The organism is Kitasatospora sp. NPDC036755, from assembly GCF_040636595.1.
GTDB lineage: Bacteria > Actinomycetota > Actinomycetes > Streptomycetales > Streptomycetaceae > Kitasatospora.
In genome coordinates this window covers 1-14,161 of the sequence record NZ_JBEZUT010000225.1, presented here as the reverse complement: position 1 = coordinate 14,161, position 14,161 = coordinate 1, and the positions used below count along the sequence as shown (strand labels likewise).

The following is a 14,161-nucleotide window of genomic DNA, read 5'->3' as shown; positions in this document are numbered from 1 at the left end:
CCACGACGTCCTCGACGGCGTTGGCGAGCACCGTGTTCGGGGACCTGAGCGTCGGAGTGGTCATGGTGCGCCTCCCTCGGGTCGGGATGGTGCGGCGGGTGAGGTGGTGGGCGAGCGCCGGCCGGCGGCGGGGTGCGTCATCGACCGTAGGAGCTCAGGCACGGCACACTCAACGAGCTTGCGCCTTCTTGCGGATCGTCACTCCAAAGAGGCCACGGCGTCGGCGATCAACGCCCTGGCCCGCGTCCCGTACACGGCCATGCCGGACAGAGCCGTGAAAGCCCGAAGGTAGTCCGTGACCTCTCTGGGCTGAAGCACGTTCACCTTCGCCGTCAGAGTCTCCACCGCCACCCGCTGATCGTCGAACAGGTAGAAGGCTTCAAGGGGCCAGATGGCACGCGGGCCACCGACCGGGATGATCCCGATGGAGACGGACGGCAGCGACATCAAGGTGAGCAGATGGCGGAGCTGAGCGGCCATGTCCTCGGCGCTGCCGATCCTGGTGCGCAACACCCATTCCTCGATGAGGACCGCGAACCGGCGTGCCCCCGTGTACATGAGCTGCGCCCGCGCCAGACGCGCCGGCACGGCCTTCGCGACGTCGTTCGGGGTGCCTTGGAAATCGGTGATGGACTGCATGAGCGCCGTCGCGTACTCGGCGGTCTGGAAGAAGCCGGGAAGTACGTTCGAGACGTAGATCCGGAAGAGCCTCGTACGCTCGTAGTCGCCGAGGACCTTCTCCTGGGCGAGCCTCAAGCCGGAACTGTTCCGGCGCCGCCACTCCTGGTACATCGAGTCGGCGGCACGGGATGCCGCGATCAGGTCGGCGATCCGGTCGTCGGCTCCACAAGCGACGCACCAGGCCCTTATGTCGTCTTCCGACGGGGCGGCCTTGCCGGACTGGATGCGGGACGTCTTGGCGGGGTGCCAACCGCAGAGGGCGGACAGCTCGCTCCCTTTGAGTCCGGCGTCCTTGCGGATTTCCACCAGTCGGTCGGCGATGGCCTTCCGCGCTGCGACGACGCTGGACGAAGGCGACGATGGCATGTGCTGCTACCTGGTGGTTCGGTGCCGGATCAGACCTCGAAGTCCTCGTGGGGAACCGCCCGCTCCCACACGGCTTCGAAGGCCTTCGTGCACAGTTCGGCGGTGGCGGGATCCTCGGTCATCACGTTCCGGGGATCGGCCCACTCACCGTCGCCTGTGAACAGGTTGAATCGCACGATCCTGCTGTCGAACAACCAGAAATCGGCCCCGGGCAACGCGAGGTCCAGCGCCCGGCGCCGGGGCAGCCATCGGATCTGCTCACCGGCCGCGATGTTGGTGAACGTGTGGGAGTGCTCGTAGCGGATGTACTCGGTGACGGGCTCCGACACGATCCGGGCACGCCGGATGGTCACACCACGGGCAACCGTCTCCACGACGAAGTCGTGGAACGGATGCCACCACTCGGACCGGTTCTCCGGGGAGTACCGGTGCCCGGCCTTCCACGCGGCGAACTGATCCGCTTCGTCGGCAACGCTGTACTGGTCACGCATCTCCAGATGCACGGCCGACTTCTTCGCTTCCCGGAGCAGGGTCCTGAAGTCCGGCACGTTCGATGGCATCGCAAGCCTTCCTGATGAAGGGGATCATTCGCTCGGGGATGCTGATCACGGACTCGTGGGCAGGCACGCCGGCCTTGTGACCGGCAACCCACTCGGTCCCGCTGACCTCCGCGAGTTCGGCCCCCGTGACGGTGTCGCTCTGGATCACGAGCCGACGCTGAGCCACGTCCGCCCAGACGGTGGGCGAGCCTTCCTCATTGGTTTCGGGGTCGATTCCGAAGAACTCTAGGCCCATGGCAACCTCTCCTGTCACGCGGCTTACGCATTCGTGTGCACGGAGTTGACGCGACCGCCAGCATCCCGCGTCCGAGCCGCACTGTCAGGCGTTTCAGCTCCTGATGAAACGCCTGACAGCAGACCGCCGAACCACTCCTCGACATGTCGAGCAGGAAGAAACCCCGGCGCGCCGTTCAAGCGGGCGGCCCCGCGCGACGCGCGGGGCCGCCCGGAAGGAAACGCTTCAGGAGCCGGCCGGGAACTCGCCCGCCCGGACGCCCGTGACGAAGGACTCCCACGCCTCGGGAGTGAAGGCGAGGGCCGGACCGTGAGGGTCCTTGCTGTCACGGACCGGAACGACACCAGTGATGCCGTCGGCCACCTCGACGCAGTTGTCGTTCGGGTTGCTGGCACTCGACTTGCGCCAGGTGGTACGGAGTTCCGAGGCGACTTCAATGCAATTGCCGCCTTCGCTGCCGCTGTGGCTGCTCTTGCGCCGTGTCAGGTCAGCTGTCATGTGGATGACCTCCTGGATCCCTCAGTTCGCCGTGGGCTGCCCCGCTCAGCACGGGGCAGCCCACGGTACGGGGTCACTAGGCGGCCGGGAAGTCGCCCATCTGAACGCCCGTGACGAAGGACTCCCACGCCTCGGGAGTGAAGGCGAGGGCCGGACCGTGGGGGTCCTTGCTGTCACGGACCGGAACGACACCAGTGATGCCATCAGCCACTTCGACGCAGTTGCCGCCCTCGCCGCCACTGTGGCTGCTCTTGCGCCATGTCAGGTCAGCTGTCATTGCGGTAGTTCTCCTTCAGTAGCTGAGCCATCCATGTTGCCGACTCCTGCGGACTCATCGCCATCTCGTTCAGCCGGTCGAAGACGAATTCGTGCCGCGCGATATCAGCCTCCCTCTCCAGATAGAGGCTGCTGGTCAGCGCTTCGACGTAGACGAGCTGACCGGGCACGTCCGAGAACGAGAGGATGTGAAACGGCATACTCATCGCGGCGTGTGCGCCAGCACTGAGCGGCAGCACCCGAATGGCAAGATTCGGGTGCTCAATGAGTTTCAGGAGATGCAGGACCTGGCTGCGCATCACCCCCGGACCGCCGATGGGCCGACTCAACGCCGCTTCGTTGAGAACCGCATGAATGACGGGCGGGTCCGTTCGGCGGAGGACTTCCTGTCGCTGCATCCTGAGTTGGGATCGGCGATCGACAGTGCCTTCTATGTCGCCGCCCCGCCCCTCCAGGGAGGCGCGGAAGATCGCGCGGGAGTAATCGGGGGTCTGGAAGAGCCCTGGGATCAACTCCGTCTCGTAGGAGCGGATCCGTGCGGCGTCGGCTTCCAGGCCGACGTACGTCTGGAACCAGTCCGGCAGCGTGTCCGCGTAGTCGTGCCACCAGCCGCGCTGGGTGCTGCGGCGGGTCAGTGAGATGAACTGCCGCAATTCGGCCTCGTCGCTGACGCCGTAGAGTTCGAGCATCGCGCGGATGTCCGATTCCTTCAGGGTCGTCTGACCCGACTCGATCCGCGACACCTTGGTTGCGCTGAAGCCGAGCTCGTCCGCAACGGACTTGGCCTGACGGCCGGTCCGTTCGCGCAATCGTCGCAGCTCGGAGCCGAGCCTACGGCGCAGCACGGTTGGACTGTCCACGCTCGTCGCTCCCTCTTGGTTGACGTCGGGTCACAGTCTGCCACCTCCCTCGGTGATCACAAGACTCTTGCGACGTCGCGCAATTGCGCGTGGACGCGCTTGCGCAGTGAAGCCATCGCAGAGCATGCTACCGCCAGTAGTCCTTCGAGGCCTCTGAGTGACCGCGACGGATCTACCGCCGGGCATCCCCTTGTCTCCGCCCGGCTTCCGCATGGCTTCAAACTCCGTTCCTGGAAGGTGTCTTCGCCATGTCCTCCACCTGCTCCACCGCCTGGCTGCCGCGCAGCCGGCGCTCCCCCGGCGCGGGGCGCTCCCTCCTCTCCTCGCTCCTCTCCTCCGCCCCCGCCGGCGAGCAGTTCCTCGACTCGGGGCTCCTCCTGGTCTCCGAGCTCGTCACCAACGCCCTGCTGCACGGGACGCCGCCGGGGCACCGCATCTTCCTCTCCCTCGACCTCGACCTCGCTCCCACCGGCCGCCTGCGCATCGAGGTGCACGACGCCCGGCAGGACCGCGCGCCCGTCCTGCGTGCCCTCACCCTCGACGGCGAGGCCGGGCGCGGCCTCCACCTCGTCAAGTCCCTGGCCAAGGAGGTCGGTTGCTCCCCGCGCCACCCGGTCGGCAAGGTCGTCTGGTGCGAGGTGACCGCCCCGTGAGGGCCGACCACGAGGTCCTCGTCGAGCTGCCGGGCCTGCGCCCGCCCACCGTCCACACCCTGAACGACGACACCCTCGGCCGGATCTGGGACTCGGTGCGCCACCTGCCGATGTCCCGCTTCGAGCACCACGTCCTGGAGCGCCGCCTCACCGGCCCCTGCGCCCGGCGCGACATCGTCCGTGAACTCGCCGACACCCCCGCCGTCACCCTCCCCTGCGGCGACCGCGAACTCCGCCTCAGCTGGGCGAACCCGCCACGCTGAGCGGACGACAGCCTCCGGCTCGAATCCCCTGGCCCGGGTGCCCGGTCTCGGCGAGGATGGTTCGAGCACCGGCGGAGACGGTCAGGGGAGGACGATCGACGTGCCGCTACGCATCCACTTCAGCGTGGAGGACCTCGCCCGCACCCGGGTCTCCGACCGCCCCGCCCCCTGCATCGAGTTGAGCACCGCCGCACGCCAACTCCAGGAGCGCACCCACCCGGTGCGCCTCGGCGCCTGGCGCCACCGCACCCTGTCCGCCCTGCACCCCGCCTCCCGCATGGTCCTCGACCTCATGCCCCCGCGCGGGCGGATCACCGACTTCCTGAGCGGCGTGAACGCCGCCACCCCCGCCGAGCTGATCGAGTCGATCCGCTCCACGCCGCGCGGCCGGCTGCGGGCCAGCCTGGAGGACACGGCCCGCCACCAGCCGCTGCCCTCCTGGGCCCACCGCCTACCCGAAGACCCGCTCCTGCTACGGCAGTTGTGCGACAGCCTGGAGCACCTGGCCGGCCACGCCCTGCTTCCGCACTGGCGGGAGGTCCAGGCCATGACGGCCGCCGACGCCGCGGTGCGCTCCCGCCAGCTCCTCGGCGGCGGCATCGAGGCCGTCCTGGCGCGCGTCAACCCTCGGCGGATCCGCTGGCGGGCGCCCGTGCTGGAGATCGCGATGGTCTCCGGGCTGGACGCGGACGTGCACCTGGCCGGGCGCGGCCTGCTGCTCCAGCCGTCGGTGTTCGGCGTCGAGGCCCCGGTCGTCGACCTCGAAGCGGTGCCGCAGCCCGTCCTCAGCTACCCGGTGGCCCGGCTCCAGGAGGGCGCGGCCACACCGCTGTTCGCGGCGCTCCCGCCCGACGGCGGCCGGACGGGAGCGGCGGCCCGCGCCTCGGCGGCCTCCGATGCCGTCGGGTCCGTGCTGGGCCACACGCGGGCCGCGGTGCTCGACGCCGTCGCCCGTCACCCGGGCTGCTCGACCCAGCAGCTCGCCGCGCTCGTCGGCATCGCCATGGCCAGCGCCAGCGAGCACGCCACGACGCTGCGCAACGCGGGCCTGATCGACACCCACCGGGACCGCCGTACGACCGCCCACGTCGCCACCCCCACGGGCATCGCGGTCCTCAACGCGCCCTCCGCACGCCGCCCCTGAGTCCTGCGGCCGCGGCGGCGGCCCGGACGGTCCGAGGGCGACGCCTACAGCCACCCCCGCCGCGCCGCCTGCACTCCGGCCTGGAAGCGGGTGGTGGCGCCCAGGTGCGCCAGCAGGGTGGAGACGCGCCGCACGACGGTGCGCCGGCCCAGCCCCAGCCGGCGGGCGATGGCGTCGTCGGTGGCGCCGCCGGCCATCAGGGTGAGGATGCGCCGGTCGCGTTCGTCGATGCGCAGGTCGACGTCGGCCACGGAGGCGGGCACGGCGAGCCGCCACAGCGTCTCGAACACCGCCGTCAGGGCGTTGAGCAGCCCGGAGGGCCGCACCAGCAGCGACACCACTCCCGGCCGGTCGTCGGCGGGCAGGGTGACGATGGCCAGGTCGTCGTCCCCGATGGCGAGTTTGAGCGGCGGCTCGTCCAGTGTCCGGGCCTGTTCCCCCGCCTCGACCATCCGCGCCATGTTGGGCCCGGCCACCGGGTCCTGGAACGCGCAGCCCTGGTAGATCGCCCGGTAGACGACGCCCGCGGCCATCCGGCGGCGTTGCAGCGCTTCCTGGTCGAGGTAGTGGGCGTGGCTGCCGGAGTACGGCGGCACGTCGATGACCCGCACCTGGTGGCGGGCGGCCAGTTGGAGGCGGTGGCTGGCGGCCAGGACCTCGGCCGGGTCCTCGACGACCTCCAGGGCGCCGTAGCTGCCGGTGTCGCGGCGGGCGAAACGGTAGAGGCGTTCGAGTTCGGCGCCGGTGCGGCGGGCGGTGGCCTGGCGCAGCGCGTCGTGCTGGAGCACGGCCTCGACGACCCGGGCGGGCGGCAGGGCTTCCCAGGCGTGGTCGCGGTCGTCGGCGCTGTCGGTGGTGTCGAAGGCCACCGCGACGCCTTCGTCGGCGAGGTCGCGCAGGACGGCGAGTGCGGCGTCCTCGTCCAGGCCGGCCTCGCGGGCGAGTTCGGGGACGCGGGCCCGTGGCCGGCCGACCAGGCAGTGGTAGACGCGGCCGCGTTCGGACTCCGGTTCCAGTACGTCGTGCACGACACCCCCAGTCGCCGCGCCCCCGGGCGGGGCCGGGGGAGGCTACCCGCGGTCGGTGGCGCACATGCGCCACCGACCCAGGTGCGCCGCCGGGGGCTCTGGCGTCGGGCGGAGCCGCTCGCAAGAGTTGTCGGTGATCAGTCAGACGATGGAAGGCCGAGGACGCCCATGACCCCTGCCCGGCTCCGGCGCGCCCGCGCGGCTCTCGCCGCCCTGGCCGCCTGCCTGCTCCCGCTCGCCGCACCCACCGCGGCCCCGGCCGCACCCGCACAGACCCCCGTACGGGCCGAAGCCGACGCCCCGCCGCCGCTGACCGACGGCTTCGGGCTGACCCAGGTCGGCACCGCCGCCGGCAGCGCCACCAACTTCGTCGTCACCGTCACCACCCCGCAGGTCGCCGGCCCGCACACCATCCGCATCCTGCTGCCCGCCGACTACGCGGCCCGGCCCGACAAGCGCTACCCCGTGCTGTACTTCCTGCACGGCGCCTCGGACAACCCGAGCGACCCGGCACTGGCCTACCCCGCGCTGACCGCCGCCCAGTCGATGATCACCGTCATCCCGGACGGCGGCCTGCGCGGCTGGTACGCCGACTGGCTCGACCAGGGCACCGCCGCCGGCGCGCAGAACTGGGAGACCTTCCACCTCACCCAGGTGCTCCCGTTCGTCGACGCCAACCTGCGCACCCGCACCGACCGCGCCCACCGGGCCGTCGGCGGGCTGTCCATGGGCGGCTTCGGCGCCCTGCACTACGCCGAGGACCGCCCCGACCTGTTCGGCCAGGTCCTCACCATGTCGGGCGCCAACGACCTGTCCACCGACGAGATGATCATCCGCGGCGCCGTGGTCGCCACCCTGGTCAACGCCGGCACCGTGCTCTGCGGCCCCAGCGACGGCCACCCCTGCGGCCTGGACTTCGGCCCCACCGTCTCCAGCGACGCGATCTTCGGCAGCCCGTACCCGGTGTTCAACGCCGACTGGCGCTGGAACGCCGCCGACCCCGTCTCGCGCGCGGCCACGCTCGACCACACCGGCATCGCGATCTACACCGGCAACGGCAACAACAGCCCCGGCGACATGGAGTTCTGGGCCGAGGGCACCGCCAAACGCCTCAAGCAGCGCCTGGACACGCTCGGCCTGCCGTACCGCTACACCGGCTACGGCGACGGCACCGGCTGGGGCCCCGACTGCCACGGCGGCCACACCGCGGGCTGCTGGGCGCAGGACCTCGTGGACTACGTCCCGCGCCTGGAGGCGGCCTTCGCCGCCGCGCCCTGACCTCCGCCCCTCTCCCCTCTCCCCTCTCCCGTCTCCTCGATCGCCTCGATCGCCTTGATCGCCCGACGAAAGGACACCCTCGTGCCCACCACCGCCACCCCCGGCCGCGCCGCGCCCTGGCTGCGCCTGCTCGCGGCCCTGCTGGTGACCTGTTGCGCCGCCCTGGGGCTGACCGCCGCGCCCGCCCGCGCCGCCTCGGCCACCCCGCCGTCCGCGCCCGCCGCGGCCGCCGCCTGCGCCGGGCCGCAGCAGTGCCTGACCATCAAGTCGCTCAGCAACGGGCGCCAACTCGACGTCCAGAACGGCAACACGGGCGACGGCGTCTACATCGTCACCAACTCCGCCCCCGGCTACCACCAGTCCTGGCGGCTGAACGTCGACCCCTCGGACTACACCTTCACCATCGTCAACAACGACACCGGCAAGTGCGTCGACCTGGCGTTCCTCACCCCGGCCCTGCGCCAGCAGACCTGCGCCGGGCAGGCCAGCCAGCGCTGGTACTTCCAGCCCGCGCCCGGCGGCGGCGACGCGTTCATGATCCGCCACGCCGGCGACAGCACCTGCCTGGACCTGCTGCTCGGCGGCCAGTACGACGACGCCTGGACCGACCAGTACGCCTGCAACGGCACCGCCAACCAGCAGTGGGCCACCGGCTTCCCGCAGGCCGCCCGCAACCTGGCCGTCGACCACGCCGCCAAGCAGTGCCAGAAGGACGCCTCCACCTGCTCCTGGGCCGTGAAGAGCGAGGCCCCCGCCGCGCCGCTGCCGCGGGTGTGCGCCTCCTCGGTCTGGTTCAACAACACCAGCGGCACCGTCCAGCAGTCCTTCGCGGTCACCGACACCAGCGGCTGGTCCAACACCATCGGCGTCGAGCTGGGCAGCGAGATCGCCGGCGGCGCCGAGGGCGCGGTGAAGGCCGCGGTCAAGACCGGCATCAGCTTCCAGAACGTCTGGAGCGGATCGCGCAGCGTCAACAACTCCGTGACCGTCAACGTCCCGCAGCAGCAGTACGGTTGGGTGACGCTCGCCGAGCTCGCCCGCAAGGTCACCGGCACCTGGACCTTCGACGCCCGGGGCATCCCGTGGACCGCCGAGGACACCATCACCATCCCGGTCACCTCCGACCCCAACGGCGGCGCGACCCTCTACATCGCCAACACCAGCGCGACGTTCAACAGCTGCTCCTGACGCATCGTCAGACTCAGGCCGCCGCCCGGCACCCCGCCGGGCGGCGGCCCCGCGCGTTCCGGCGGCCCCCGCGCACTCCGACGCCGGGGGCTTCCGGCGTCCGGGCTCCCCCGCAGGCCCGGAACGCCGACACCCCGGAACGCCGCAGCCCAGGAACGCCGACGCCCGGCCGCGGCCCCGGAGGTGCGGCGCCGCGCGAACCGCCGTACAGTGCCGCCCTTCGCCGTCCACGGCACGCCCCCGACCTGCGGGTTCACGCGGAGCTGCGGGCCGCCGGACATCTGGCTAGCCTGGTCGGGTGGGTACGAAGCGCCTCCGCGCCCACCGGGCCCCGCGGGCCCGGCAGCCGGGGCGACAGGCGATCCGCCCTCTCGGGCGAACCCCGGCGCGGTCCCGTGGACCGCAGGGCGTCCGGCGCCATCCGCCGACGAGCCCGCACCACCTCCCGCACCACCTCTCGGACACCCCACAAGGGACAGCACATGAGAGCGATCACCATGTCTCCTGCGAAGCGCGTCGCGACCGCGGCCATCGCCGCGGTGCTGCTGGGCGGCACCCCCGGCCTGGCCGCGGCGGCCACCCCACAGGCCGCCCAGCCGGCCGCCCAGCCGTCCCAACAGACCGAGAACTGGTACCAGTTGCGGATCTGGCCGACGCCCAGCAGCTCAGGCGTGAACCTGGAGGCCGGCAACCACGGCAGGGCCATCGTGGCCAACCCCCAGAAGAACAACGACCACCAGCTGTGGGGGCTGAGCGGCATGGCCGGCAAGCAGCTCGTCGAGAACAAGGCGACGGGCACCTGCCTGACCGCGCCGAACCGCGGCCAGGGCGTCACCCTGCGAACCTGCGACAAGAACGACCTGTACCAGCAGTGGACCGTGGAGTACACGTCCCAGGGCAGGGTCGCGATCGTCCCCACCTACGACCGTGACCTCGCCCTCACCGGCAGCGCGGGACTCGGCACCGAGGTCTTCCTCAGGGTCTACAGCGAGTCGGCGAACCAGCAGTGGAGCGCGGTGCCCCCGGGGGCCTGATCCCCCGCGCGGCCACCGGCACGGCGCGCCCGCACGCCCCGCGGCCCCGCCCGACCCCCGTGGGGCGGGGCCGCGCGCGACCGGTGCTCCCGGCGCCACCCTCAGGCCGGCCGGGCGTCGGGGCGCGCGGTCGCGAGGGTGACCATGCGGTGCATGACCGCGGCGGGGACGGCGGGGTTTCCGGCGGCGGCTTCGGCGCCGCACGGGTCGAGCAGGCGCGCCACCAACTCGGCCGCGGGCAGCGCCGGGTTGGCCAGCGCGCGCCGCCGCACGCCCGCGTCGGGGTCGGCGGCCAGCCGGACCAGCACCTCGACGGCGACCCGGGGATCCCGGGCGGCGGCGGCTCGCACCCCCGGGTCGGGGTCGGCGGCCAGCCGGTCGACGTGGGCGGTGGTGCGGGCCGGGTCGTCGAGCGCGAGCGCCCGCAGCCGTGGGTTGGGGTCCGCCGCGAGGCGCAGCAGGCCGTGGCGGGGGAAGTTGGGGTGGTTGCGCGGGCGGCCGGGGAAGGAGAGGCTTCCGTCCCACCACCCCGCGACCTCCAGCAGCACGGCGGGCGGGGCGTCGTCGCAGGACTCGGTCAGGAAGAGCCGCACCACGCGGTCCTCGTCGCGGGCGAGCAGGGCCGCCACGTCGGCGGGCAGCCGTGGCGCGCGGGCGACGCTGCGTCGGATCAGCGGTTTCGGGGAGGCGGCGAGGCGGCGCATGGCTTCGGTGTCGCCGTGCAGGGCGCCGACCCACCACAGGGCCGTGGTGACCGCGCCGGGTTCGATGTCGGGGGCCTCGGCGGCCAGCGCCTCGATCTCCTCGGGGGTGGCGGGCGGTGTGGCGCCGGGGTGCGGGGGGCCGTCGATGCCGCGTCCGGCGCCCGGGTGCCATCCGGCCTTCCGGTGGTGTTCGGCGAGTTCCGTGAACAGTGCGCGCGCGGCCGTCCCGGGTGTGGCGGCGATGAGGCGGTCCCACTGGGCCGGTGACAGGTGGCCGGCCTCGGCGGCGGCGCCGCGGACGCGGCGGTCGGGGTGGACGATCGCGGCGTCCAGGACGGCGTCGGGCAGGTCCGCGCGGAACAGGAACCAGGGCCGGCCTGTGTCCAGGAGGCGTAGGAGCAGGTCGGCGGGCGCGCCGCGGTTGGCGCCGAGGCCGTCCAGCCAGGCGGTGCCCGTCGCCTCGTCGACGCCGGTGGCCGAGGTCAGCGCGGCCCAGACGGTCGGCGCGGGCGCGGTGGCGGGTACGGCGGCGGGAGCGGGCGCGGTGGCGGGGGCGGCGGGGTGTGTCCGTGTCACCGGCCGAAGCCTACGCGCGCGGCGAGGAGGGCCCGCGCGGGTCCGCCGGGCGCACCGCAGTGCGGCGCGCTTCCGGCGTCGAATCCCTTACGGTGCAGGGCAGCTGCCCGGCCCGGGCACCGGGCCCCGGCCCGGCCGCCGGGTCAGGCGTGCTCGATCTCGACCGAGGTGATCACCACGTCCTGGACCGGGCGGTCGTCCTCGGTGGGGGTGGCGGCGATCGCGTCGACCACGGCCTTGGAGGCGGCGTCGGCGACCTGGCCGAAGATGGTGTGGCGGCGGTTGAGGTGGGTGGGGGTGCCCACGGTGATGAAGAACTGCGAGCCGTTGGTGCCCGGGCCGGCGTTGGCCATCGCGAGCAGGTACGGCTTGGTGAAGAACAGCTCCGGGTGGAACTCGTCTGCGAAGGCGTAGCCCGGGCCGCCGGTGCCGGTGCCGGTCGGGTCGCCGCCCTGGATCATGAAGCCCGCGATCACCCGGTGGAAGAGCGTGCCGTCGTAGTACGGCCCCTGGCCCGGCTCGCCGGTGCGCGGGTCGGTGTACTCCCGGGTGCCCTCGGCGAGTTCGGCGAAGTTGCGGACCGTCTTCGGCGCGTGGAACGGGAACAGTTCCAGGCGGATCGGGCCCGCCGTGGTGTGCAGGGTGGCGAACCGGGCAGTGGCCACGGGGGTGACTCCTCAGGGTGAAGCCGGCACGGGCGCGGTGACGGCACGGGGGTGCGGCCGGCGCGGGTGCGGCCGGCGCGGGGACGGCCGGCGCGGGGACGGCTGACGGGTGGATCGCATGCGACCGGTAGGGTGACCAGGGCCGATCGGCTACCGCATCCTGGCACAGTCTCCGGCGGAGCGGTCGAACCGGGTGGCGCGGTCCGCTCGTCACAGGTGGTGGAGCGTCGAGCGAAGGGTGGGTGGCCGTGATGGTCGGTGCGGTCCTGGTGGCAGTGCTGGTCCTGGTCGTCGCCGGGTGCGGCTGCGTGGTGTGGGCCGGCCGGGGCGGGCCGCGCTGGGCCCGGGCGGTCGCCGCCCTCACCCTCGGCGCCGGGGAGGTGCTGCGCGTCGCCCACCGCGACCGGCCCCGCCGGCGGATCGGCGGCGGTGGCGACAGTGGCGGCGGTGGCGACGACGGCTGAGCCTCCGCCCGGACAAGGGCCTGCCCCCGGAAACGGCGCGTCCCCGGACGCCTGGTGACGGCGGCCGGGGACGCGAGGGGGTGTCAGCTCTCGGTCGAGCGGCGGCGGGCGGCCACGACCAGGGCCGCGCCCGCGGCGAGGGCCGCGGCGGCGCCGCCGGCCTCCCAGCCGAGGCCCTCGGTGCCGGTGGCGGCGAGCACGCCGGTGCCGGTGGCGGAGGTGTGGGCGCCGGTGGTGGTGCCGCCGCCCGTACGGGTGCCGGAGGTGGTGCCCGTGCTGCCGGAGGTGGTGCCGGTGAGGCCGGCCTGCTGGACGTTCTGCGACTGCTGCCCGGAGCCGCCGGCGGTGGTGCCGGTGCCCGTGCCCGTGCCGGTGGTGGTGCCGGCACCCGTGCCGGTGGCGGCCTTGGCGGCGGCCTCGTCCTCGGCCCGGGCCTTGGCCAGGCCCTCGGTGAGGAACGCGGTGATGGCCGCGTCGTCGCCCTCCAGGGCCTCCAGCGCGGCCTTGCGCACGGCCGGGCCGCCGCTCTCGGCGAGCTGGGAGACCTTCAGCCGGTTGTCGCCGGCGCGCAGCGCGGGCAGGGTGACGCTCAGGAAGTGCTGCACGTCCTCGGCGGTGCCGTCCATGGCCTTCTGGGCGGCGTCGTAGACGCGCGGGCTGGTCTCCTTGTCGGCGATGACGCGCAGCACCTCGACCCGGTTGTCCTCGGCGCGCAGCCTGGGCAGTTCGACGTCCAGGAAGTGGCGCACCTCGGCGGCGCCGCCCTTGAGGGCCTTCTCTGCGCCTTCGCGCACGCCGCGGCCGGTGGCCGGGTCGGCGACCAGGGCCTCGACCTTGGCGCGGTCCTCGTCCTCGGCGCGGGCGACGTACTGGCCGGTCCTCAGGAACTCGGCGACGGCCTCGTCGCCGGCCCTCAGGGCCGCCTTGGCGGCCTTCTGGACGGCCGGGCCGCCGACAGCGTAGATCTGGGAGGCCTTCACCTGGTTGTCGACCGCGCGCTGTTCGGCGAGTTCGACGTCCAGGAAGTGGCGCACCTCGGCGGCGCCGCCCTTGAGGGCCTTCTCGGCGGCCTCGCGCACGCCGACGCCGCTCTGCGGGTCGGCGAGGATGCGCTCGACCTCGGCGCGGGCGTCGTCCTCGGCGCGGGCGACGTACTGGCCGGTCTTCAGGAACTCGGCGATGGCGTCGTCGCCGGCGTCGAGGGCGGCCGCGGCGGCCGCGTGGACGGCCGGGCCGCTGTTGAAGAGCCGGGCGGTCAGGACCCGGTTGTCGTCGGCGCGCAGCCTGGGCAGCTCGACGTCCAGGAAGTGGCGCAGCTCGGCGGGCCCGCCCTTGAGGGCCTTCGCGGCGCCCTGGTGCACCCAGCACCAGGACTCGTCCGGGCTCTGGGCGAGGATGCGCTCGACCTCGGCGCGGTCGCGCCGGGCCTGGTCGTCGGTGGTCGTGGGCGCGGTGCCCGGTGCGGTGTCGGGTGCGGAGTCCGAGCCGGTGTCAGGACCGGAGACGCCGGTGGGCTTCGGGGTGTCGGAGGCCGAGGCCGTGCTGGGGAAGAGGACGGCGGGGGCCAGGACGGCGGCCGCGACGACAGCGGACACCCGGGGCAGCTTCATGGAGAGCGGACCTGCATTCGTGCGAAAGGATCATGAATCTTCACCAGCATAGGTCCGTTTTCACGATTGCCATACCAA

Annotated in this window: 17 protein-coding genes; 7 read left to right on the top strand and 10 right to left on the bottom strand. The window is 73.0% G+C overall.

Annotated elements, in window-relative coordinates; all coding sequences use genetic code 11:
• Positions 1-198: 198 nt before the first annotated feature.
• From AB0E96_RS28125 to AB0E96_RS28100, 6 genes are all read right to left on the bottom strand, one after another.
• Positions 199-1,047 (bottom strand): helix-turn-helix transcriptional regulator, encoded by an 849-nt coding sequence (locus AB0E96_RS28125; RefSeq protein ID WP_359828377.1) that lies wholly within the window; start codon positions 1,045-1,047, stop codon positions 199-201.
• Between the two features lie 29 nt (positions 1,048-1,076).
• On the bottom strand, positions 1,077-1,607 hold the full coding sequence (locus AB0E96_RS28120) for a DUF6879 family protein (protein WP_359828375.1): 531 nt from the start codon (positions 1,605-1,607) through the stop codon (positions 1,077-1,079).
• The gene (locus AB0E96_RS28115) at positions 1,531-1,842 is read right to left on the bottom strand and encodes a hypothetical protein (RefSeq protein ID WP_359828374.1); all 312 of its coding nucleotides are present in this window, start codon (positions 1,840-1,842) and stop codon (positions 1,531-1,533) included. The genes AB0E96_RS28120 and AB0E96_RS28115 overlap by 77 nt, the downstream gene beginning before the upstream one ends.
• 225 nt (positions 1,843-2,067) lie before the next feature.
• Positions 2,068-2,340 (bottom strand): DUF397 domain-containing protein, encoded by a 273-nt coding sequence (locus AB0E96_RS28110; RefSeq protein ID WP_359828372.1) that lies wholly within the window; start codon positions 2,338-2,340, stop codon positions 2,068-2,070.
• A 76-nt stretch (positions 2,341-2,416) separates the two neighbouring features.
• Positions 2,417-2,617: a DUF397 domain-containing protein gene (locus AB0E96_RS28105; protein ID WP_359828371.1), complete on the bottom strand. Its 201-nt coding sequence runs from the start codon at positions 2,615-2,617 to the stop codon at positions 2,417-2,419.
• Complete coding sequence (locus AB0E96_RS28100; protein ID WP_359828369.1) at positions 2,607-3,476, bottom strand: helix-turn-helix transcriptional regulator; 870 nt, start codon at positions 3,474-3,476, stop codon at positions 2,607-2,609. Before AB0E96_RS28100 ends, AB0E96_RS28105 begins: the two co-directional genes overlap by 11 nt.
• A gap of 248 nt (positions 3,477-3,724) precedes the next feature.
• Here AB0E96_RS28100 and AB0E96_RS28095 point away from each other — a divergent pair, with 248 nt between their 5' ends.
• From AB0E96_RS28095 to AB0E96_RS28085, 3 genes are all read left to right on the top strand, one after another.
• Positions 3,725-4,129, top strand: a complete 405-nt coding sequence (locus tag AB0E96_RS28095; protein ID WP_359828368.1) for an ATP-binding protein — start codon at positions 3,725-3,727, stop codon at positions 4,127-4,129.
• A complete protein-coding gene (locus AB0E96_RS28090) occupies positions 4,126-4,392 on the top strand; it encodes a hypothetical protein (protein WP_359828366.1) in 267 nt (88 codons plus the stop codon). Before AB0E96_RS28095 ends, AB0E96_RS28090 begins: the two co-directional genes overlap by 4 nt.
• 100 nt (positions 4,393-4,492) lie before the next feature.
• Entirely contained in the window at positions 4,493-5,536 is a 1,044-nt protein-coding gene (locus AB0E96_RS28085; RefSeq protein ID WP_359828365.1) for a DUF5937 family protein, read from the top strand.
• Between the two features lie 44 nt (positions 5,537-5,580).
• On the opposite strand, the gene AB0E96_RS28080 is transcribed toward AB0E96_RS28085, so the two are convergent.
• Positions 5,581-6,564 carry a helix-turn-helix transcriptional regulator gene (locus AB0E96_RS28080; protein ID WP_359828364.1) on the bottom strand — a complete coding sequence of 328 codons (984 nt, stop codon included), beginning with the start codon at positions 6,562-6,564 and terminating at the stop codon, positions 5,581-5,583.
• A 168-nt stretch (positions 6,565-6,732) separates the two neighbouring features.
• On the opposite strand from AB0E96_RS28080, the gene AB0E96_RS28075 reads away from it, so the two are divergent.
• From AB0E96_RS28075 to AB0E96_RS28065, 3 genes are all read left to right on the top strand, one after another.
• Positions 6,733-7,842 carry an alpha/beta hydrolase-fold protein gene (locus tag AB0E96_RS28075; RefSeq protein WP_359828362.1) on the top strand — a complete coding sequence of 370 codons (1,110 nt, stop codon included), beginning with the start codon at positions 6,733-6,735 and terminating at the stop codon, positions 7,840-7,842.
• 81 nt (positions 7,843-7,923) lie between these two features.
• Positions 7,924-9,030, top strand: coding sequence for an RICIN domain-containing protein (locus tag AB0E96_RS28070; protein ID WP_359828361.1), 1,107 nt, complete (start codon positions 7,924-7,926; stop codon positions 9,028-9,030).
• Between the two features lie 482 nt (positions 9,031-9,512).
• Positions 9,513-10,064 (top strand): RICIN domain-containing protein, encoded by a 552-nt coding sequence (locus AB0E96_RS28065; RefSeq protein WP_359828360.1) that lies wholly within the window; start codon positions 9,513-9,515, stop codon positions 10,062-10,064.
• 101 nt (positions 10,065-10,165) lie between these two features.
• On the opposite strand, the gene AB0E96_RS28060 is transcribed toward AB0E96_RS28065, so the two are convergent.
• Positions 10,166-11,344 (bottom strand): hypothetical protein, encoded by a 1,179-nt coding sequence (locus tag AB0E96_RS28060; RefSeq protein WP_359828358.1) that lies wholly within the window; start codon positions 11,342-11,344, stop codon positions 10,166-10,168.
• A 143-nt stretch (positions 11,345-11,487) separates the two neighbouring features.
• Positions 11,488-12,009: a peptidylprolyl isomerase gene (locus AB0E96_RS28055; RefSeq protein WP_359828357.1), complete on the bottom strand. Its 522-nt coding sequence runs from the start codon at positions 12,007-12,009 to the stop codon at positions 11,488-11,490.
• Between the two features lie 251 nt (positions 12,010-12,260).
• Between AB0E96_RS28055 and AB0E96_RS28050 the strand changes: the two genes are divergently transcribed.
• On the top strand, positions 12,261-12,473 hold the full coding sequence (locus AB0E96_RS28050) for a hypothetical protein (protein ID WP_359828379.1): 213 nt from the start codon (positions 12,261-12,263) through the stop codon (positions 12,471-12,473).
• An 83-nt stretch (positions 12,474-12,556) separates the two neighbouring features.
• On the opposite strand, the gene AB0E96_RS28045 is transcribed toward AB0E96_RS28050, so the two are convergent.
• Positions 12,557-14,068 (bottom strand): ALF repeat-containing protein, encoded by a 1,512-nt coding sequence (locus AB0E96_RS28045; protein ID WP_359828356.1) that lies wholly within the window; start codon positions 14,066-14,068, stop codon positions 12,557-12,559.
• Between the last annotated feature and the right edge of the window lie 93 nt (positions 14,069-14,161).